At 67.7% G+C, this 21,043-nt stretch carries 17 protein-coding genes; 9 read left to right on the top strand and 8 right to left on the bottom strand.

The window, feature by feature from the left end; genetic code table 11:
• Positions 1-3 precede the first annotated feature (3 nt).
• From ACW4E8_RS03290 to ACW4E8_RS03280, 3 genes are read left to right on the top strand one after another with little or no spacing between them, the layout of a single operon-like run.
• Positions 4-1,869 (top strand): glycoside hydrolase family 15 protein, encoded by a 1,866-nt coding sequence (locus ACW4E8_RS03290; protein ID WP_456803204.1) that lies wholly within the window; start codon positions 4-6, stop codon positions 1,867-1,869.
• 59 nt (positions 1,870-1,928) lie between these two features.
• Positions 1,929-3,320, top strand: coding sequence for an alpha,alpha-trehalose-phosphate synthase (UDP-forming) (otsA, locus tag ACW4E8_RS03285; RefSeq protein WP_456803203.1), 1,392 nt, complete (start codon positions 1,929-1,931; stop codon positions 3,318-3,320).
• Between the two features lie 34 nt (positions 3,321-3,354).
• The gene (locus tag ACW4E8_RS03280) at positions 3,355-3,699 is read left to right on the top strand and encodes a 4a-hydroxytetrahydrobiopterin dehydratase (RefSeq protein ID WP_456803202.1); all 345 of its coding nucleotides are present in this window, start codon (positions 3,355-3,357) and stop codon (positions 3,697-3,699) included.
• A 358-nt stretch (positions 3,700-4,057) separates the two neighbouring features.
• On the opposite strand, the gene ACW4E8_RS03275 is transcribed toward ACW4E8_RS03280, so the two are convergent.
• The 8 genes from ACW4E8_RS03275 to ACW4E8_RS03240 all read right to left on the bottom strand — a co-directional run bounded on the left by ACW4E8_RS03275 (position 4,058) and on the right by ACW4E8_RS03240 (position 12,208).
• Positions 4,058-4,663 carry a nucleotidyltransferase family protein gene (locus ACW4E8_RS03275; RefSeq protein ID WP_456803201.1) on the bottom strand — a complete coding sequence of 202 codons (606 nt, stop codon included), beginning with the start codon at positions 4,661-4,663 and terminating at the stop codon, positions 4,058-4,060.
• A 19-nt stretch (positions 4,664-4,682) separates the two neighbouring features.
• On the bottom strand, positions 4,683-5,720 hold the full coding sequence (locus tag ACW4E8_RS03270) for an XdhC family protein (protein WP_456803200.1): 1,038 nt from the start codon (positions 5,718-5,720) through the stop codon (positions 4,683-4,685).
• On the bottom strand, positions 5,693-6,250 hold the full coding sequence (locus ACW4E8_RS03265; RefSeq protein WP_013955523.1) for a CoxG family protein: 558 nt from the start codon (positions 6,248-6,250) through the stop codon (positions 5,693-5,695). The genes ACW4E8_RS03270 and ACW4E8_RS03265 overlap by 28 nt, the downstream gene beginning before the upstream one ends.
• Positions 6,241-7,497, bottom strand: coding sequence for a vWA domain-containing protein (locus ACW4E8_RS03260; protein WP_456803199.1), 1,257 nt, complete (start codon positions 7,495-7,497; stop codon positions 6,241-6,243). Before ACW4E8_RS03260 ends, ACW4E8_RS03265 begins: the two co-directional genes overlap by 10 nt.
• Before the next feature lie 2 nt (positions 7,498-7,499).
• Positions 7,500-8,396, bottom strand: coding sequence for an AAA family ATPase (locus ACW4E8_RS03255; RefSeq protein WP_456803198.1), 897 nt, complete (start codon positions 8,394-8,396; stop codon positions 7,500-7,502).
• A 98-nt stretch (positions 8,397-8,494) separates the two neighbouring features.
• Positions 8,495-9,295 carry an FAD binding domain-containing protein gene (locus ACW4E8_RS03250; protein WP_456803197.1) on the bottom strand — a complete coding sequence of 267 codons (801 nt, stop codon included), beginning with the start codon at positions 9,293-9,295 and terminating at the stop codon, positions 8,495-8,497.
• A 27-nt stretch (positions 9,296-9,322) separates the two neighbouring features.
• Entirely contained in the window at positions 9,323-11,698 is a 2,376-nt protein-coding gene (locus ACW4E8_RS03245; protein ID WP_456803196.1) for a xanthine dehydrogenase family protein molybdopterin-binding subunit, read from the bottom strand.
• A 12-nt stretch (positions 11,699-11,710) separates the two neighbouring features.
• Positions 11,711-12,208, bottom strand: coding sequence for a (2Fe-2S)-binding protein (locus tag ACW4E8_RS03240; RefSeq protein WP_018314794.1), 498 nt, complete (start codon positions 12,206-12,208; stop codon positions 11,711-11,713).
• A 344-nt stretch (positions 12,209-12,552) separates the two neighbouring features.
• Here ACW4E8_RS03240 and ACW4E8_RS03235 point away from each other — a divergent pair, with 344 nt between their 5' ends.
• The 6 genes from ACW4E8_RS03235 to ubiE all read left to right on the top strand — a co-directional run bounded on the left by ACW4E8_RS03235 (position 12,553) and on the right by ubiE (position 20,998).
• Positions 12,553-13,131, top strand: coding sequence for a YqaA family protein (locus ACW4E8_RS03235; protein WP_456803195.1), 579 nt, complete (start codon positions 12,553-12,555; stop codon positions 13,129-13,131).
• A gap of 181 nt (positions 13,132-13,312) precedes the next feature.
• On the top strand, positions 13,313-17,287 hold the full coding sequence (locus tag ACW4E8_RS03230) for a DUF3683 domain-containing protein (RefSeq protein ID WP_456803194.1): 3,975 nt from the start codon (positions 13,313-13,315) through the stop codon (positions 17,285-17,287).
• 9 nt (positions 17,288-17,296) lie between these two features.
• The gene (locus ACW4E8_RS03225; RefSeq protein WP_456803193.1) at positions 17,297-17,734 is read left to right on the top strand and encodes an HIT family protein; all 438 of its coding nucleotides are present in this window, start codon (positions 17,297-17,299) and stop codon (positions 17,732-17,734) included.
• Positions 17,735-17,857: 123 nt separating this feature from the next.
• Positions 17,858-19,723, top strand: a complete 1,866-nt coding sequence (locus ACW4E8_RS03220) for an ABC transporter ATP-binding protein/permease (protein WP_456803192.1) — start codon at positions 17,858-17,860, stop codon at positions 19,721-19,723.
• Positions 19,724-19,809: 86 nt separating this feature from the next.
• Positions 19,810-20,232: a gamma-butyrobetaine hydroxylase-like domain-containing protein gene (locus ACW4E8_RS03215; protein ID WP_018314788.1), complete on the top strand. Its 423-nt coding sequence runs from the start codon at positions 19,810-19,812 to the stop codon at positions 20,230-20,232.
• Positions 20,233-20,266: 34 nt separating this feature from the next.
• Complete coding sequence (gene ubiE / locus ACW4E8_RS03210; RefSeq protein WP_456803191.1) at positions 20,267-20,998, top strand: bifunctional demethylmenaquinone methyltransferase/2-methoxy-6-polyprenyl-1,4-benzoquinol methylase UbiE; 732 nt, start codon at positions 20,267-20,269, stop codon at positions 20,996-20,998.
• Positions 20,999-21,043: the final 45 nt, after the last annotated feature.

Below are 21,043 nucleotides of genomic sequence, written 5' to 3'. Positions count from 1 at the left end.
GCTGTGACCAATCCGAGCAGCCCGAGCGAACCGGGCCAGCCGCCGACCGAAGGCGTGCACAAGACCGTGGACGGCGGCAGCCGCTTTGCCAATCCGTCGTTGTCGCTTGGCATGATCGGCAACTGCGCCATCTCTGCGCTGGTGGACTGCCGCGGGCGCATTGTCTGGTCGTGCCTGCCGCGCTTCGATGGCGACCCGGTGTTCAACGCGCTGCTGGACCCGAGCGAGAACGCCGGCCATTTCTCGATCGAGATCGAGGACTTCCAGTCGTCGCGGCAATGGTACGAGCCCAATACCGCGGTGCTGCGCACGCGGCTGACAGACATCCACGGCAACTGCCTGGAAATCACCGACTTTGCGCCGCGCTTCTTCCGGCTGGGGCGCTACTTCCGCCCGACCGCGCTGGTCCGGCGCATCCGCCCGGTGCGCGGTGCGCCGCGGGTGCGCGTGGTGGTGGCGCCGCGCTTCGAATGGGGCCGCAAGGCGCCGGAGATGACGCGCGGCAGCAGCCATGTGCGCTATATCGGCGACGACATGACCCTGCGCATGACCACCGACGCGCCGATGGCCTATGTGCTGTCGCATACGCCGTTCCTGGTCACGCGCGGGTACAACTTTATCCTCGGCCCGGACGAGACCCTCGCGCATGGCGTGGAAGAAACCGCGCGCGACTTCGAGCAGGAAACCACCGCCTACTGGCGCCTGTGGAGCCGCCGCCTGGCGGTGCCGTGCGAATGGCAGGACGCGGTGATCCGCGCGGCCATCACGCTGAAGATGTCGCTGTTCGAAGAGACCGGCGCCATCGTCGCGGCGATGACCACCAGCATCCCCGAGGCGCCGGGCAGCGGCCGCAACTGGGACTACCGCTTCTGCTGGCTGCGCGACGCCTTCTTTGTGGTGCGCGCGCTCAACAGCCTGTCCGAGGTCGGCACCATGGAGGATTACCTGCGCTGGCTGTCCAATGTGGTGATGCAGTCGCAGGACGGGCATATCCAGCCGCTGTACGGCATCGGCCTGGAGCGCGAGCTGCCTGAAAGCATGCTCGACCATCTGCCCGGCTACCGCGGCATGGGCCCGGTGCGCGTGGGCAACCAGGCGCAGGAGCACTTCCAGCACGATGTCTACGGCAACGTGGTACTGGGCGCGGCCCAGGCCTTCCATGACCACCGGCTGCTGCACCGCGGCGGCCCCGCTGAATTCCGCCGGCTGGAAGAGGTGGGCGAACAGGCGGTGAAAGTGTTCGGCACGCCCGACGCCGGCATGTGGGAGCTGCGCACGCGGGCGCGCGTGCATACGTCGTCGGCGCTGATGAGCTGGGCCGCGTGCGACCGCCTGGCCAAGGTTGCGGACAAGCTGCAACTGCAGGCGCGCGCCGCCTACTGGCACGACCATGCCGACCGCATGAAGGCGCGCATCCTGGCCGAATCCTGGAGCGAGGAGCGCCAGGCCTTTGCCGAAAGCTTCGGCGGACGCGAGCTGGATGCCAGCGTGCTGCTGATGGGCGAAGTCAATTTCATCGAGCCGCGCGATGCGCGCTTCATCGCCACCGTCAAGGCGCTGGAGGCATCGCTGTGCGACGGCCCCTATATGCGCCGCTACGAGGCACCCGACGATTTCGGCAAGCCCGAGACCGCGTTCAACATCTGCACGTTCTGGCGCATCGATGCCCTCGCGCGCATCGGCCGGCGCGAAGAAGCGCGCGAGATCTTCGAATCGATGCTGGCCGCGCGCAATCCGCTGGGGCTGCTGTCCGAGGATACCCATCCCGTGACCGGTGAGATGTGGGGCAATTTCCCGCAGACGTATTCGATGGTCGGGCTGATCAATGGCGCGATGCGGCTGTCGGCGCCGTGGGACACGGTGATCTGAACCGCCTGCGCCCACGGCATCCACGGCAACCAGAACAGAGGACTCCAAAAAAACAACATATGCCAAGACTTGTAGCGGTATCCAACCGGGTCGCCGATCCCCGCAACGTGGCGGCGGGCGGCCTCGCCGTCGCGCTTTCCGAAGCCCTGCGCCAGACCGGCGGCATGTGGTTCGGCTGGAGCGGCAAGGCGCTGGAAACCGCCCAGGGCGGCACGCCGGGTGAAGGCGACCTGCACCTGCAGCAGGCCGGCAACGTGACGCTGGCCACAGTCGACCTGAGCCGCGAGGACCACGACGCCTACTACCTGGGCTACAGCAACGGCGTGCTGTGGCCGGTGTTCCACTACCGGCTGGACCTGGCGGACTTCGACTCCAACTTCCTGAACGGGTACCGGCGCGTGAACCAGTTGTTCGCGCGCAGGCTGGCGCCGCTGCTGCAGCCCGACGACATCATCTGGATCCATGACTACCACCTGATCCCGCTGGCCTCAGAGCTGCGCGCCATCGGCTGTGGCCAGAAGATCGGCTTCTTCCTGCATGTGCCGCTGCCGCCGCCGCTGATCCTGGCCGCCATCCCGCAGCATGAGTGGCTGATGCGCGCGCTGTTCGCCTACGACCTGCTGGGCTTCCAGAGCCATGCGGACGTCGAGCACTTCTCGCGCTACGTGCAGGCCGAAGCGCAGGCCGAGCCCATGGGCGAGCACCGCTACCGCGCCTTCCACCGCACGGTGCGGGCGCAGGCCTTCCCGATCGGCATCGACGTCGACGAGTTCATGGAGCTGGGCCGCGGCTCGGATGCGCAGGAAACCTACGAGATGATGTGCGCGCAGTACGCGCGCCGCCGGCTGCTGCTGGGCATCGACCGGCTTGACTATTCCAAGGGCCTGCCGCAGCGGCTCAAGGCGTTCTACCGGCTGCTGGCCGAGTATCCCGAGAACCGTTCGAGCGCAACGCTGGTGCAGATCGCCGCCCCGTCGCGGGAGTCGGTGGATGCCTACGCCGACCTGCGCCGCGAGATGGAACAGCTGAGCGGCGCCATCAACGGCGAGTTCGGTGAGCTGGACTGGATGCCGGTGCGCTATATCCACCGCACCACCGCGCGCAAGCGGTTGCCCGGCCTGTGCCGCGCCAGCCGCGTGGCACTGGTGACGCCGCTGCGCGACGGCATGAACCTGGTGGCCAAGGAGTTTATCGCCGCGCAGGACCCGGAGGACCCGGGGGTGCTGGTGCTGTCGCGCTTTGCCGGCGCCGCCGAGCAACTGCGCGAGGCGCTGCTGGTCAATCCGTACGACACGCGCGCCACTGCGCAGGCGATCCAGCAGGCGCTGCACATGCCGCTGGCCGAGCGCCAGCAGCGGCACCAGAAACTGCTGGAGCGCATCCGCGCGCAGGATGTGCACTGGTGGAGCGGTGAGTTCCTGCGCGCACTGACTGAGACCGAAGGGGCCTGAGAGGCGGGCTGTCTTCCGGTCGGGGAGCATGACCATGAGCGAAGACCTGGCAGCGCAATCGTGCACGCCTTGCCGTGGCGGGGTGCCGCCGCTGACGCCGGCTGAAGCCGAGGTGTTATTGCAGCAGGCGCCGGGGTGGGAGCTGGTCGATAGCGCGACGCGGCTCGAACGGCGTTTCACCTTCGGCAATTTTGCGCAGGCGCTGGCGTTCGTGAACGGCGTCGGGCAACTGGCCGAGGCGCAGGGGCATCATCCGGAGATCAGCTTTGGGTGGGGGCATGCCACGGTGTCGTGGCGGACCAAGAAGATCAAGGGGTTGCACCGGAATGATTTCATCATGGCGGTGAAGACTAGTGAGGTGGCGGGGGGGATTGGGTGAGTGAGGGCTGGTTGGGGGCGTGCGGTACGTCATCGCTTTTGACTAGCGTGGCTGTTTCGCCGGCGTAGCCGGCGACCTACTTTCTGTCCGAGCGACAGAAAGTAGGCAAAGAACGCGTCGCCTGGGCGGCTGGCCATCCATTACACGGCGTTGGTGGTTCATACGGCGGTGCTTGCCGTTTGGGCGTGGTTGCTCGTTCGACCCTGCTACGCCATGTGAGTCAGGGACAGTGCCTTCGATCACCCACTATTGAACGATCCCCATGCAGGGTGTAGGCCGCCTGCTGCGAACGGCAACGCGGGGACGCCTGCGGCTGCTGCGCAGGCTCAAGAAGCGAAGCAGACCGCGGCTGTCCGCGTCACTTCAAGTCTCCTGGCGTATCAATATCGCGAAACGCTCCTTCATCCTCGGTCAGGATCCGCGTCACAGGCTTGTCTTTCAACAACGCCCGCGCGCCCTCATCCCCGTCCAGCTTCAGCAATTCCTCTCGCCAGGCCGCGCCAAAACCCACCGGATGCCCGCGCTGCCCGTTGCGCCACGGCGCGGCGATGGTATCGGGCGTGGTGATCGTCAACGCCACCGCCCGGATCAGCTCCATCGGCAACCAGGGCATATCCGCCAGCGCCACCACCCAGCCGCGCGCTTCGGGCGTGGCTGCCACGGCGGCACGCAGGGCTGCGCCCATGCCGGCATCGGCGTCGGGCGACTCCACCACGCGGCAGCCGCCGCGGCGCAGTTCCTCCGCCAGTGCCGGGTTGCCCGGACGAATGACTGCGATCGATTCCGGCAGCGCCGCGGCCAGCGTGCGGGCGCTGCGCCAGGCCACGGAGCGCCCGCCGGGCAGCACCTCCAGCAGCTTGTTGCGTTTGCCGGCGGCGTCGAAGCGGCGGCCGAAGCCTGCGGCCAGCAGGATGCCGGTGGGCAGGTCGGTGCGGAGCAGGGGAGCGTTGGGGGCGGCGGTCATGGCGGCACTCGCGAAGTCGTCAGGTGGGATCGGGCGCGACGTCGCAGCTGCTGCCGGTGCTGGCAGCCATCTCGCGTGCGGCCTTGGCGCCTTCCACCTGCAGGATGTCGGGCAGCGATACGTGGTTCCTGGCCGCGATCACCTCGGCCAGGATCGAGATGGCGATCTCCGGCGGCGTGCGGCTGCCGATGTAGATGCCCACGGGGCCATGCAGCCGCGCCAGCTGCAGCTCGGTCAGGTCGAATTCCTTGAGGCGTTCGCGGCGCGCCTGGTTGTTGCGGCGCGAACCCAGCGCGCCCACATAGAAGGCCCGGGTGCGCAGCGCTTCCATCAGCGCCAGGTCGTCCAGCTTGGGGTCGTGCGTGAGCGCGATCACGGCGCAGCGCTCGTCCAGCTTCATGTCGGTGACGGTGTCGTCCGGCATGGTGCGCACCATGGTCACGCCGGGGATGTCCCAGGTCTCGGTGTATTCCTCGCGCGGGTCGCACACGGTGACCTGGAAGCCCAGGCCCACGGCGATCTGGCACAGGTACTTGGACAGCTGCCCGGCGCCGATCACCAGCATGCGGTAGCGCGGGCCGTGGATGGTCAGCAGGGTCTTGCCGTCGAACACCAGGCCGTCGGTGGCGTTGGCCGGGCCCAGCGTGGCGGTGCCGGTGGCCATGGCCAGCGTGCGCGCGACCAGGCGGCCGTTCTCCACCGCATCGAGCAGCTCGGCGATGCCGCTGGCCGGGGTCAGCGGTTCGGTGACCAGCTCGATGGTGCCGCCGCATGGCAGCCCGAAGCGGTGGGCTTCCTCGGCGCTGATGCCGTACTTGATCGCTTCCGGGTGGTCGGCGGTGATGCCCTGCCGGCGCACGCGGTCGATGATGTCGTCCTCGATGCAGCCGCCCGAGACCGAGCCCACCACCAGGCCGTCGTCGCGCACGGCCAGCATCGCGCCTTCGGGCCGGGGCGACGAGCCCCAGGTCCGCACTACCGTGACCAGCAGCACGCGATGGCCTTGCTGCTGCCACTGCACGCTGTTCTTCAGGACTTCGAGATCCACGCTGTCCATGATCGTTTCCGCTTCGGTTCCTCTGTCGGTTCATTGTCGCCGGCGGCTGCGGCGGGGGCGCCCTCGGCCGCTGGCGTGTCGTCTGTGGCGTCAGGGGTGACGGCCTCGGTGAAGCGCGCAAAGAAGGTATCTGCCATCTTGCGTGCCGCGGCGTCCACCAGCCGCGAGCCGATCTGTGCGATCTTGCCCCCCACGTGGGCGTTGACGGTGTAGGTCAGCACGGTCTCGTCACCGTCTGGTTCCAGCCGGACCTGGGCGCTGCCCTTGCCGAAGCCCGCCGCGCCACCCTGGCCATCGAAACGGATGGTGTAGCTGTCGGGGGCCTGGATGTCTTCCAGTGCCATGCGGCCCTTGAAGCGCGCCTTGACCGGGCCCACCGCGGCCGTCAGGGCCAGCTGGTAGGCGTTGTCGCCGTCGGGCTCGATACTCTCACATCCCGGGATGCATTGCTTGAGCAGCTCGGTGTCGTTGAGCGCTTCCCATGCCACCTGCTGCGGGACCGGCAGGCGCTGGCTCTGGTTCATTTCCATGGCGGGGCTTCCTTGTTGTGCCTGGCGAGGGCAGGGGTGGCGGCCCGGGGCGGGCCGCCATGGTCGGACAGCAGCGTCTCGAGCGCCAGCAGGCTGTCCAGGTTATGGGCCGGGCGCAGTGCGTCCACGTGCGGCAGGATGGCTTGCACGCCACGCGCCTGCGGGGTGAAGCCGGGGTAGCGCAGCAGCGGGTTGAGCCAGACGATGCGGTGCGCAAAACGGCGCAGCCGTGCCATTTCGTCGCCCAGCAGGTCGATATGCTCGTGGTCCAGGCCGTCGGTGACCAGCAGCACGGTGGCGCGCCCGGACAGCGTGCGGCGTGCCCAGTGGCGGTTGAAGCTGGCCAGCGCGGCGCCGATGCGGGTGCCGCCGGCCCAGTCGCGCACCTGGCCGGTGATCAGCGCGACGGCCTCGTCCGGGTCGCGTTCGCGCAGCGATCGCGTGATGTTGGTCAGCCGCGTGCCGAACAGGAATACCGACAGCCGCTCGCGCGACTGCATCAGCGCATGGCAGAAGTACAGCACCGCGCGCGAGTACTGGCTCATCGAGCCGGAGATGTCGAGCAGCAGCACCACCGGCGGCTTGCGCTCGGCGTGCTTGCGGAATTTCCAGCGCAGCCACTCGCCATGCTGGCGCACCGCCAGGCGCGCGCTGGCGCGCAGGTCAGCATGGGTGCCGCAGGTGGCGGCGCGCAGGCGGCGGGTGCGCTGCAAGGCCAGGTGGGCGCGGCGCGTGCGCACCAGGTGCTGCAGCGCGCGCCATTCCTGCGCGGTCAGGGTTTCAAAGTCGCGCTGCGCCAGGCGTTCCTGGTCGGAGAAGGTCAGCGGCACGTGGATGCGCTCGGCTTCTGTCTGTGCCGGGCGTGACTGCGCTTCGGGCTGGCGCGCGGCCAGGGCATCGGCCAGCCGGTTGCTGCGTTTGGGCGGCGGCGCGCCGCTGTCGACGCGCGGCAGCAGCAGCGCGCGCAGCTTGCCTTCCCAGTCGGGGTCGCGCCAGAACAGGTCGAAGGCGGCATCGAACAGCGGGCGCTGGTCGGGGCCGGACAGCACCAGCGCCGCCAGCGCGGCCCGCACCTCGTCGCGCTGGCCGATATCGACATGGCGCAGCGCCTGCAAGGCATCGACCGCATGGGCCGGCGACAGCGCGAAGCCGCCGTCGCGCAACAGGCGCATGAAGTGCGTGACGTTGCGCGCCAGCACCGGCAGGGCCGGTGCGGCAGGCCGTACCGCGGCGTGCAGCGTGGCCATCTTCAGCCTCCCGGCGTGGCACCCGCCAGCAGCTCGGCCACGGTGGGGCCGTCCACGCGCGCCAGGTCGTCCTGGTACTTGAGCAGCACGCCCAGCGTGTCGCGCACGGACTGCGGATCGAGCTCGGTCGCGCCCAGCGCGGACAGCGCGCGGCACCAGTCGATGGCCTCGGCGATGCCCGGCGCCTTGAACAGGTCGATGCCGCGCAGCCGGTGGATAAAGTCGATCGCCTGGGCCTGCAGCGCTGCGGCGGCCTCAGGGGCGCGCGCGGCCACGATCTGCAGTTCGCGGTCGCGCGCCGGGTAGCCCATCCACTGGTACAGGCAGCGGCGCTTGAGGGCGTCGTGGACTTCGCGGGTGCGGTTGGAGGTGATCACGATCAGCGGCGGACGCTCCGCGCGGATCACGCCGATCTCGGGGATCGACACCTGGAATTCGGACAGCACCTCCAGCAGGAAGGCTTCGAAGGGTTCGTCGGCGCGGTCGATCTCGTCGATCAGCAGCACGCGCGGGACTTCCGGTGCGGCAGGGTCGGGCAGCAGTGATTCCAGCAGCGGGCGCTTGAGCAGGTAGTCGTCGTGGTACAGCGACTGCGCCTCGGGCCGCTCGCCGCGCGCCTCGGCCAGGCGCAGCGCCATGATCTGGCGCGGGTAGTCCCATTCGTACAGCGCGCTGGCGGCGTCCAGTCCTTCATAGCATTGCAGCCGCAGCAGCCGCGTGCCGAGCACGCCGGCCATCGCATGCGCCATGGCGGTCTTGCCGACGCCGGGTTCGCCTTCCAGGAACAGCGGCCGCTGCATGCGCATGGCGAGATAGAGCACCGTGGCGGTCTCGCGGTCGGCGAAGTATTGCTGGCGTTCCAGCTGGGCGATGGTGTCGTCGATGGAGGTGGGAAGCATGAGCAATCTTGTGTGCCGATGCGGAAAATACGCCGGCGGTTTGCGCCCCTCTCCCGCAGTGCGGGAGAGGGGAGACAACATGCGGCAGCGGGGAAGCGCTACCCCTTCGCCGCCGCCTCCACCGCCCGCGCCGCCAGTACCGGAATCAAATGTGCCCGGTACTCCGCCGACGCATGCAGGTCGGCGTTCAGCTTCGCTGCATCGATCTTCACCCCACGCGCCGCCTGCGCGGTGAAGCTGGCCGACAGCGCCTGCTCCAGCGGCTGGCAGCGGAACACGCTGTCGGCCGCGCCTGTCACCGCCACGCGCACCGTGTTGCCGGTGCGCGCCACCATCACGCCCACCAGCGCAAAGCGCGAGGCCGGGTTGCGGAACTTGGCGTAGGCAGCCTGCTCCGGGATCGGGAAGCGCACCGCGGTGATCAGCTCGTCCGGCTCCAGCGCGGTTTCATAGAGGCCCTTGAAGAAGTCGTCGGCGGCGATGGTGCGGCGGTCGGTGACCACGGTCGCTCCCAGCCCCAGCACAGCCGCGGGATAGTCGGCAGCGGGATCGTCATTGGCGAGCGCGCCGCCGATGGTGCCCATGGCGCGCACCTGGCGGTCGCCGATGCCGCCGGCCAGTGCCGCCAGCGCCGGAATGCGCTGGCGCACCTCGGCATGCTCGGCCACATCGGCATGGCGCGCGGCGGCGCCGACCACGATCTCATTGCCTTCGACGCGGATCTCGGCCATGCCGGGAATGCGCGCCACATCGACCAGCACCGAGGGCTGCGCCAGCCGCAGCTTCATCGCGGCCAGCAGGCTCTGGCCGCCGCCGAGGAACTTGGCGTCGGGATCGGCCTTGAGCGTGGCCACGGCCGCCTTGGCATCCGCGGCGCGTTCAAACTTGAATGCGTACATGTCGGTTTCCTTTGCGGTGTGCGTGGGTCACGGCCGGGCGGCCTGGATGGCCTGCCAGACCCGGTGCGGCGTGGCGGGCATCTGGATGTCCTTCACGCCCAGCGGGCTGAGCGCATCCACCAGCGCATTGATGAACGCCGGCGGCGAGCCGATCGCGCCGGCTTCGCCGCAGCCCTTCACGCCCAGCGGGTTGTGCGTGCAGGGCGTGCCGGTGGCGGTTTCGACGGTGAAGTCGGGCAGGTCGCCGGCGCGCGGCATGGCGTAGTCCATGTACGAGCCGGTCAGCAACTGGCCGCTGTCGTTGTCGTAGACGCACTGCTCCAGCATGGCCTGGCCCAGCCCCTGGCCGATGCCGCCATGGACCTGGCCTTCGACGATCATCGGGTTGATGATGTTGCCGAAGTCGTCCACCGCGGTGAACTTGACCACCTGCGACTCGCCGGTATCGGGATCGACCTCCACCTCGCACACATAGGCGCCGGACGGGTAGGTGAAGTTGGTCGGGTCGTAGAACGCGTTTTCGTTCAGGCCCGGCTCCAGCTTGTCGAGCGGATAGTTGTGCGGCACGTAGGCGGAGAGCGCGACTTCGCCGAAGGTCTTGGTGCGGTCAGTGCCGGCCACGCGGAACACGCCGTTGCTAAACTCGATGTCGGTGTCGGCGGCTTCCAGCAGGTGCGCGGCGATCTTCTTGGCCTTGGCCTCGATCTTGTCGAGCGCCTTGACGATGGCCGAGCCGCCCACCGCCAGCGAGCGCGAGCCGTAGGTGCCCATGCCGAACGGCACCCGGCCGGTGTCGCCATGCACGATTTCGACCTGGTCCAGCTGCAGCCCGAGCCGGTCGGCAACGATCTGCGCGAAGGTGGTCTCGTGCCCCTGGCCATGGCTGTGCGAGCCGGTGAACACGGTCACGGTGCCGGTCGGGTGCACGCGGATCTCGCCCACCTCGAACAGCCCCGCGCGCGCGCCCAGCGCGCCGGCGATATTCGACGGCGCCAGCCCGCAGGCCTCGATATAGCAGGAATAGCCCAGGCCGCGCAGCTTGCCGCGCTGCTTCGCTTCGTCGCGCCGGGCCGGAAAGCCCTTGACGTCGGCCAGTTCCTGCGCGCGCGCCAGGCATGGCTCGTAATCGCCGGTGTCGTAGGTCAGGCCCACCGGCGTGGCGTAGGGGAACTGGCGGATGAAGTTCTTGCGGCGCAGCTCGGCCGGGTCGATCTTCATCTCGTGCGCGGCGGTTTCGACCAGGCGCTCGACCACATAGGTGGCCTCGGGCCGTCCGGCGCCGCGGTAGGCATCCACCGGCGCGGTGTTGGTGAAGACCGACTGCACTTCGGCGTAGATCGCGGGCGTGGCGTACTGGCCGGCCAGCAGGGTCGCGTACAGGATGGTGGGCACGCTGCTGGCGAAGGTCGACAGGTAGGCGCCCATATTGGCGGTGGTATGGACCCGCATCGCCAGGAACTTGCCGTCGGCGTCGAGCGCCAGCTCGGCCTTGGTCACATGGTCGCGGCCGTGCGCATCGGTCAGGAAGGACTCGGAGCGGTCCGCGGTCCACTTGACCGGGCGGCCGATCTTCTTCGAGGCCCAGGTCAGCGCCACGTCTTCCGGGTACAGGAAGATCTTGGAGCCGAAGCCGCCGCCCACGTCCGGCGCGATGATGCGCAAGCGCGATTCGGGCAGCCCCAGCACGAACGCGCCCATCAGCAGGCGTTCGACGTGCGGGTTCTGGTTTGCCACGTAGACGGTATAGCTGTCGTCCTGGCGCGTGTAGCTGGCGTTGACCGCGCGCGGCTCGATCGCGTTGGGGATCAGCCGGTTGTTGACGATGTCCAGCGTGGTCACGTGGGCGGCCTTGGCAAAGGCGGCGTCGGTGGCGGCCTTGTCGCCGTGGCCCCAGGTGTAGCAGGTGTTGGCAGGCACGTCGTCATGCACCAGGGTGGACGCCTTGGCGGCATCGGCGGCGCTGACCACGGCGGGCAGCTCTTCATAGTCGACGTCGATCTTCTCTGCCGCGTCGCGCGCCTGCTGCAGGGTCTCGGCGATGACCAGCGCGACCTGGTCGCCGACGTGGCGCACCTTGTCGTGGGCGATCACCGGGTGCGGCGGCTCCTTCATCGGCGAGCCGTCGATGCTGTGGATCAGCCAGCCGCAGGGCAGGCCGCCGACCTTGTCGGCCGCCAGCTCGTCGCCGGTCAGCACGGCGATCACGCCGGGCGCGGCCAGGGCCTCGGTTTTGTCGATCGAGCGGATGCGCGCATGCGCGTGCGGCGAGCGCAGGAAGTACGCGTAGCTTTGCTGCGGCAGCACGATGTCGTCGGTGTACTGGCCGTTGCCGGTCAGGAAGCGATAGTCTTCCTTGCGCTTGACCGGCGCGCCTACCAGGCGTTGGTTCTCGGGTGCGTTCATGGCCGGTCCCCCTTATTCCGCGCTGGCGGTGGTGCCCTGCATGGCCGCCTGGCCTTGCTGCACTGCGCGCACGATGTTGTGGTAGCCCGTGCAGCGGCACAGGTTGCCTTCCAGGTGGGCGCGGATGGTGGCGGCGTCGGCGCCCGGATGCTCCTGCACCAGCGCGGTGGCGCTCATCACCATGCCCGGCGTGCAGAAGCCGCATTGCAGGCCGTGGCATTCGCGGAAGGCTTCCTGCATCGGGTGCAGGCCGTTGCCGGCCTTGTCGCCGGCGAGGCCCTCAATGGTGGTCACGGCGGCGCCGTCGGCCTGGACCGCGAGGATATTGCACGACTTGACCGCCCGGCCATCCAGGTGGACCGTGCAGGCGCCGCACTGCGCGGTGTCGCAGCCGACGTGGGTGCCGGTCAGGCGCAGCTGTTCGCGCAGGAACTGGACCAGGAGGGTGTTGGGTTCTACCTGCGCGTCAACGGGCTTGCCGTTGACCGTCAGGCGGATCGGAATCGCCATGCTTGTCTCCATGTGGGGTGGACGCGCATGACCAATTGCCCGAAATCCCGAACGAACTGCGCGGGACTGGCCACGACGCGGTACTGCCGCTTAAGACGGCTATAGGACGGCTAATTCGTGATATTGGTGCTGCCGCTACAACTGCTGTAGGTGCGCCAGCGCACGCGGCGAGCGGCTTCAATGCTGGCGCGAATGCTGCGGCCGGCGAACGATTGGCCACAACAGGCTCTAACAGTAAATCACAAATCGTGGGGCGCTGCCATGTGGTTTGCCCGCGCCCCGTTCGGGGCACAGCAGCTAGAATGAGCCGCGCCCACTTGCACCCGCCACCCTTACATGGAAGCATGGAAGCCTTCTTCGACTGGCTGTTCGAAACCATTGCCCTGCCCAAGGTGGGCCTGCCCGCGATCTTTGTGGTCAGCCTGATCTCGGCCACGCTGCTGCCGCTGGGCTCGGAGCCGGCGGTGTTCGGCTACGTCAAGCTCAATCCGCAGATGTTCTGGCCGGCGATCGTGGTGGCCACCGCCGGCAACACCGTCGGCGGCGCCATCGACTGGTGGCTGGGCTACGCCGCCAAGCTGGCGCTGGTGCGCTACCACAAGCGGCGCCGGACGCGCGAGCACGACCGTGAGCACCTGGAGCACCGCGAGCACACGCGCAAGCCGCCCAAGCCCAAGCTCGACGCGCGCTACTTCCGGTGGATGCGCCGGCTTGGGCCGCCCACGCTGCTGTTCTCGTGGTTGCCTGGAATTGGTGATCCGTTGTGCACTTTAGCCGGCTGGCTGCGCCTCTCGTTCTGGCCCAGCCTGGCCTGGATGGCGGTCGGCAAGTTCATCCGCTACCTGTTCATGACCGCCAGCCTGCTGTGGATCCCGGACAGCTTTTGGCACAACATTGCGCAAATGTGGAAGGCCTGGTTCTGATCCGGTGCGCAGCCGGCAGCACCGCAGGGCGCCAATGCGACCGCCAAAATGTCGCCTAATCCCTTGTTCCAACAAGGATTCCTCGATGTTGCGGTGCGGCGAAACCGGGCCTTGCAGTACAATCGCCCTTTAATGAACGATTCGCGCACTGTCCCCGTGCGCAGCAGGAAGCGGTCCCCCAATGAACGCCCCACTCGTGCTCGACGCCAAGCTCGCCGCGCAGGACGCCCCGCCGCGCCTGCGTGAAATTCCCTATAACTACACGTCCTTCTCGGACCGCGAGATTGTCATCCGCCTGCTCGGCGAGGAAGCCTGGCGCATCCTGGACGAGTTGCGCAGCGAGCGCCGCACCGGCCGCTCGGCCCGCATGCTGTACGAGGTGCTGGGCGATATCTGGGTGGTCCGCCGCAATCCCTACCTGCAGGACGACCTGCTGGAGAATCCCAAGCGCCGCCAGATGCTGGTCACCGCGCTGCACCACCGCCTGAACGAGATCGAGAAGCGCCGCGCCGCCGACCGTGCCGAGCACGCCGAGCCCGCCGCCGAGGACCGCTCGCACCGCGTGGAGCAGCTGGTCGCCTTCGCCAAGCAGGCGATCGAGGACTTCAAGAACGAATTCGCCGCGGCCTATGACCTGCGCAAGCGCGCCCAGCGCGTGCTGGGCAAGGTCACGCAGAAGGACAACATCAAGTTCGACGGCCTGTCGCGCGTCTCGCACGTGACCGACGCCACCGACTGGCGCGTGGAATATCCGTTTGTCGTGCTGACGCCGGATACCGAGGAAGAGATTGCCGGCCTGGTCAAGGGCTGCTTCGAGCTGGGCCTGACCATCATCCCGCGCGGAGGCGGCACCGGCTACACCGGCGGCGCCGTGCCGCTGACGCCGATGAGCGCGGTGATCAATACCGAGAAGCTGGAGCAGCTCGGCCCGGTCGAGCAGAGCGACTTGCCCGGCGTGTCGCATAAGGTTGCGACCATCTTCTCCGGCGCCGGCGTGGTGACGCGCCGCGTGGCCGATGCGGCCGACAAGGCCGGCCTGGTGTTCGCGGTCGACCCGACCTCGATCGATGCCTCGTGCATCGGCGGCAACGTGGCCATGAACGCCGGCGGCAAGAAGGCCGTGCTGTGGGGCACCGCGCTGGACAACCTGGCCTGGTGGCGCATGGTGGACCCGGAAGGCAACTGGCTGGAGATCACCCGGCTGGACCACAACCTGGGCAAGATCCATGACGTGCCGGTGGCCACCTTCGAGCTGAAGTGGTCCGACGGCAACCGCGCCCCGGGCGAGAAGGTGCTGCGCACCGAGACGCTGGCCATCGAGGGCCGCAAGTTCCGCAAGGAAGGCCTGGGCAAGGACGTCACCGACAAGTTCCTGGCCGGCCTGCCGGGCGTGCAGAAGGAAGGCTGCGACGGCATCATCACCAGCGCGCGCTGGATCCTGCACCGCATGCCGAAGCACATCCGCACGGTGTGCCTGGAGTTCTTCGGCCAGGCGCGCGACGCCATCCCCAGCATCGTCGAGATCAAGGACTTCCTTGATGCGGAGACGAAAAAGCCCGGCGGCGCCATCCTGGCCGGGCTGGAGCACCTGGACGAGCGCTACCTGCGCGCGGTGGGCTATGCCACCAAGAGCAAGCGCAACGCCTTCCCGAAGATGGTGCTGATCGGCGATATCGTCGGCGACGATGAAGACGCCGTGGCGCGTGCCACCTCGGAAGTGATCCGCATGGCCAACGGCAAGAGCGGCGAAGGCTTTATCGCCGTCAGCCCGGAGGCGCGCAAGAAATTCTGGCTCGACCGTTCGCGTACCGCGGCGATTGCCAAGCACACCAACGCCTTCAAGATCAATGAAGACGTGGTGATTCCGCTGAACCGGATGGGCGAGTACACCGACGGCATCGAGCGCATCAATATCGAGCTGTCGATCAAGAGCAAGCTCAAGCTGGTCGACGCGCTGGAAGCGTTCTTCGCGCGTGGCAACCTGCCGCTGGGCCGCAGCGACGACGCCAACGAGATCCCCAGCGCCGAGCTGCTGGAAGACCGCGTGCAGCACGCGCTGACGCTCATGCGCGAGATCCGCGCGCGCTGGCGCTACCTGCAGGACCATATGGACGTGCCGCTGGCGCAGGCCAAGGCTTCGCTGATCGGTCACGGCCTGGGGCTGCTCGGGCAGGAGTTCGAGGCGCGCCTGCACCAGCAGCCTGACGCCACCGTGTTCCACCTGCTGCAGGACCGCACCATCCGCGTGTCGTGGAAGAACGAGATCCGCGCCGAGCTGCGCAAGATCTTCAACGGCGGCGAGTTCAAGCCGATCCTGGACGAGGCCCAGAAGATCCACAAGCAGGTGCTGCGTGGCCGCGTCTTCGTGGCGCTGCACATGCATGCCGGCGACGGCAACGTGCACACCAACATCCCGGTGAACTCCGACGACTACGACATGCTGCAGGACGCGCACCGCGCGGTGGCCCGCATCATGGCGCTGGCGCGTTCGCTCGACGGCGTGATCTCGGGCGAGCACGGCATCGGCATCACCAAGCTGGAATTCCTCACCGAGGAAGAGATCGGCGACTTCCGTGCCTACAAGGCCAAGGTCGACCCGCAAGGCCGCTTCAACAAGGGCAAGCTGCTGCCCGGCGCCGACCTGCGCAATGCCTACACGCCGTCGTTCGGCCTGATGGGGCATGAGTCGATCATCATGCAGCAGAGCGATATCGGCGCCATCGCCGAGAGCGTCAAGGACTGCCTGCGCTGCGGCAAGTGCAAGCCGGTGTGTGCCACGCACGTGCCGCGCGCCAACCTGCTGTACAGCCCGCGCAACAAGATCCTGGCGACCTCGCTGCTGATCGAGGCCTTCCTGTATGAAGAGCAGACCCGCCGCGGCATCTCGGTCAAGCACTGGGACGAGTTCTCCGACGTGGCCGACCACTGCACCGTGTGCCACAAGTGCGTGACGCCGTGCCCGGTCAAGATCGACTTCGGCGACGTGTCGATGAACATGCGCAACCTGCTGCGCAAGATGGGGCAGAAGAAGTTCAACCCCGGCACCGCGGCGTCGATGTTCTTCCTCAACGCCACCAATCCCGAGACCATCAACCTGACCCGCAAGGTCATGATCGACTGGGGCTACAAGGCGCAGCGCCTGGGCAACGACGTGCTGAAGAAGTTCGCCAAGAAGCAGACCGCGCATCCGCCCGCAACCGTGGGCAAGCCGCCGGTGCGCGAGCAGGTGATCCACTTCATCAACAAGAAGATGCCGGGCAACCTGCCCAAGAAGACCGCGCGCGCGCTGCTCGACATCGAAGACAACGAGATCGTGCCGATCATCCGCGACCCGAAGGCGACCACGCCGGAAACGGAAGCGGTGTTCTACTTCCCGGGCTGCGGCTCGGAGCGGCTGTTCTCGCAGGTGGGGCTGGCCACGCAGGCGATGCTGTGGCACGTCGGCGTGCAGACCGTGCTGCCGCCGGGCTACCTGTGCTGCGGCTATCCGCAGCGCGGCAACGGCCAGTACGACAAGGCCGAGAAGATCGTCACCGACAACCGCGTGCTGTTCCACCGCGTGGCCAACACGCTGAACTACCTCGACATCAAGACCGTGGTGGTCAGCTGCGGCACCTGCTACGACCAGCTCGCCGGGTATGAATTCGACAAGATCTTCCCGGGCTGCCGCATCATCGACATCCACGAATACCTGCTCGAGAAGGGCGTGAAGCTGGAAGGCGTGACCGGTACGCGCTACATGTACCACGATCCCTGCCATACCCCGATCAAGACCATGGACCCGACCAAGCTGGTCAACGACCTGATGGGCGGCAACACCGGTCTGGGCAAGATCGAGAAGAACGAGCGCTGCTGCGGCGAGTCGGGCACGCTGGCGGTGACCCGCCCGGACATCTCGACCCAGGTCCGCTTCCGCAAGGAAGAGGAAATGACCAGGGGCGCCGACAAGCTGCGTGCCGACGGCTTCACCGGCGACGTCAAGATCCTGACCAGCTGCCCGTCGTGCCTGCAGGGGCTGTCGCGCTACAAGGAAGATGCCACGGTGCAGGCGGACTACATTGTCATCGAGATGGCCAAGCACCTGCTGGGCGAGAACTGGATGCCGGAGTACGTGGCCAAGGCCAACGCCGGTGGCATCGAACGCGTGCTGGTGTAAGCCAACGCCATGACGCGCGCTCCCAACTGCCCGCTCTGCGAGACCGACGGCGGCGAACTGGTCTGGATGGGCGACCGCGCCCGGCTGATCCTGGTCGAGCACGACCGCTTCCCGGGCTTCTGCCGCATTGTCTGGAACGACCATGTGGCCGAGTTCAGCGACCTGGACGATGCCGACCAGGCCTGGCTGATGCGGCTGGTCGCACGTGTCGAACGGGTGGTGCGCGAGGTGATGACGCCGGACAAGGTCAACCTGGCGGCCTTCGGCAATATGGTGCCGCACCTGCACTGGCACATCATCCCGCGCTATCGTTGGGACACCCATTTCCCCGAGGCGATCTGGGCCGCGCCGCAGCGCGCCGCGGATGCCGTGCGCGTGCAGGAACTGGCCAGCCGGCTGCCGGCGCTGCGTACGGCGCTTTCGCTGCTCGAAGCCGGCGACGCGTGAGGGGCGCGCGGAACCCACGCCTGGCCGTGACCGTCCGAATGCTGTTGCCGCCGTGGCCTGCCGCCACGGTATCCAGAACAACAAGCCCGGCCGGCATCCGCTGACGGGCCAAGCGCTGCCGCTATGTCCTCCACTCCGACCTCCGTCACCGTACCGGGCCCAGCCGTCCCTGCCAGGGCCCTCAAGATCCAGAGCCGGCTGCGCATGGCCGCCACCTGGGCGCTGATCAAGCCTTACTGGAAATCCGACGACCGCGTCGCCGGGCTTGGCCTGCTGGCCCTGGTGGTCGTGCTCAACCTCGGCATCGTCTATATCAACGTGCTGCTCAACGAGTGGAACCGCGTGTTCTACAACGCGCTGGAGCAGCGCGACTACGCCTCGTTCAAGGTGCTGCTGCTGCGCTTCTCGTGGATCGCGGCGTTCTTCATCGTGGCGGCGATCTCGCGCCAGTACTACACCATGATGCTGCAGATGCGCTGGCGTACCTGGATGACCGGCCGCTTCATGGGCCACTGGCTCGGGCACCAGGCCTATTACCGCATCGAGCAGACCCACACCACCGATAACCCTGACCAGCGTATCGCCGACGATCTGCGCCAGTTCACGGATGGCGCGCTGTCGTTGTCGCTCGGGCTGCTCAACTCGGTGGTGACGCTGCTGTCCTTCGTCGGCATCCTGTGGACGGTATCTGGGCCGATCAGCTTTGCAATGGGCGGCACCGAATGGACCATCCCCGGTTATATGGTGTGGTTCGCGGCGGGCTATGCGGTGATCGGCTCGCTGGTGGCGCACGTGGTTGGCCGCCCGCTGATCGGCCTGAACTTCCAGCAGGAACAGTACGAGGCGGATTTCCGTTTCACGCTGGTGCGCCTGCGCGAGAACAGCGAGCCGGTGGCGCTGTATCGCGGCGAGCCGACCGAGCAGGCCGGCCTGCGTGCGCGCTTCGACCGCATCCGAGCCAACTGGAACCAGTTGATGCGCTATACGCGGCGACTGACCTTTGTCAGCTCCGGCTATGCCCAGTTTGCCATCATCTTCCCGATCCTGGTGGCGGCGCCGCGCTACTTCGCCGGCAAGATGACGCTGGGCGGGCTGATGCAGACCAGCTCCGCCTTCGGCCAGGTGCAGGGTGCGCTGTCGTGGTTTGTCGACAGCTATGCCACGCTGGTGGGCTGGAAGGCGGCGTCCAACCGCCTGATCGACTTCCAGGAAGCGATCCGCGTGGCCGAGCGCCAGGATGAGTCGCCGGACGGCATGCGCGATATTGAAGTGGCATACACCGGCCAGCCGCAGGCCGGCATCAGCGTCGACGGCCTGGCGCTGGCGCTGCCGGTGCGCGCCGCGCACAGCGCGGCGGTGGGCAAGCGGCCGCTGGTGGCGCCGTTCTCGCTGTCGGTGGCGCCGGGCGAGCGCTGGCTGGTCAGCGGCCCGTCGGGCTGCGGCAAGAGCGTGCTGTTCCGCGCGCTGGCCGGGATCTGGCCGTACGGCAGCGGCACCGTAACCATGCCCGAAGGCGCGCGCATGCTGTTCCTGCCGCAGCGCAGCTACCTGCCGATCGGCACGCTGGCCGATGCGCTGGCCTACCCGGACGCCGGCACCGCACACGACAAGGAGGCGCTGCAGGCGGCGCTGCGCCAGGCGCGGCTGGCCGCGCTGGCGGACCAGCTCGACGTGTTCGACAACTGGTCGCTGCGGCTGTCGCCGGGCGAGCAGCAGCGGCTGGCCTTTGCGCGCGCGCTGCTGCAGAAGCCCGATTACCTGTTCCTGGACGAGGCCACCAGCGCGCTCGACGAGGAAACCGAAGGCGCCATGTACGAGCTGATGGTGGAGTCGCTGCCGGGCGCCGCCATCGTCAGCATCGCCCACCGCAGCACCGTGGCGGCCTACCATGCCCGGCGCCTGCGCTACGTGCCGCAGGACGGCGAGGCGGAGCAGGCTGCGCAAGCCGGCATGCCTGGGGTAAGCTATCGGGTCGTATGCGAAGCGTGACGGGGCATGGCATCTGCACCGCCGCACTGGTCCCGTCACGCTGAAATCACCTATCGAGGGCGCCCGTAGCACGGGCTGCGATCATCATGGCAGGCCTGGACAAAGACACTCCCCATCCCACCGCGCTGACGGTCCACACGCAATCCCGCGTGCTGGAGATCGGCTTCGACAACGGCCGCAGCTTCCGGCTGCCGTTCGAGCTGCTGCGCGTGTATTCGCCGTCCGCTGAAGTCCAGGGCCACGGCCCGGGGCAGGAAGTGCTGCAGACCGGCAAGCGCGAGGTGGGCGTCAACGCGGTCGAGCCGGTCGGCAACTACGCCATCCTGATCCGCTTTACCGACGGCCACGACACCGGCATCTATTCCTGGGACCTGCTGTACCGCCTCGGCGACAACCAGGATGCGCTCTGGCAGGACTACCTGCAGCGCCTGGAAGCCGCCGGCGCCGACCGTGACACCCCGATGCCCGCCGCTGGCGCTGCCGGCGGCCACGGCTGCGGCCATCACTGAGCCGCGCCGAACCGATTACCCTGGAGTCTGAAAGATGAGTGAAACCCACTTCGGGTTTGAAAAGGTCGACGAAGCGGAAAAGGCCGACAAGGTTGCCGGCGTATTCCATTCGGTGGCGAGCAGGTACGACGTGATGAACGACCTGATGTCGGGCGGCATGCACCGGCTCTGGAAGATGTTCACCATCGCCCAGGCCGGCGTGCGCCCCGGCCACAAGGTGCTGGATATCGCCGGCGGCACCGGCGACCTGGCCAAGGCGTTCGCCAGGCAGGCCGGCCCGACCGGCGAGGTCTGGCTGACCGACATCAACGAGTCGATGCTGCGCGTGGGCCGCGACCGGCTGCTGAACAAGGGGATCGTCACCCCGGTGTGCCTGTGCGACGCCGAGCGCATCCCGTTCCCGGACAACCACTTCGACCTGGTGATCGTGGCCTTCGGCCTGCGCAACATGACGCACAAGGACGCCGCGCTGGCCGAGATGCGCCGGGTGGTCAAGCCGGGCGGCAAGGTCATGGTGCTGGAATTCTCCAAGGTGTGGAAACCCCTGGAGAAGGCCTATGACGTCTATTCTTTCAAGGTGCTGCCGTGGCTGGGTGAGCGGGTGGCAGGGGATGCCCCCAGCTATCGCTATCTCGCGGAATCGATCAGAATGCATCCGGACCAGGCTTCACTTGTACGCTTGATGGAACATGCCGGCCTGGAAAATGTCGAATACTTCAATCTGACGGCCGGAGTGGTGGCGCTCCACGTCGGGCGCAAGTATTAAGAAGACTTGAAATCGCCATGCCTCGCCCGCATATAGGGTGAAACT

The organism is Cupriavidus sp. CP313 (assembly GCF_054072015.1).
This window is presented reverse-complemented; position numbering and strand designations above follow the sequence as displayed.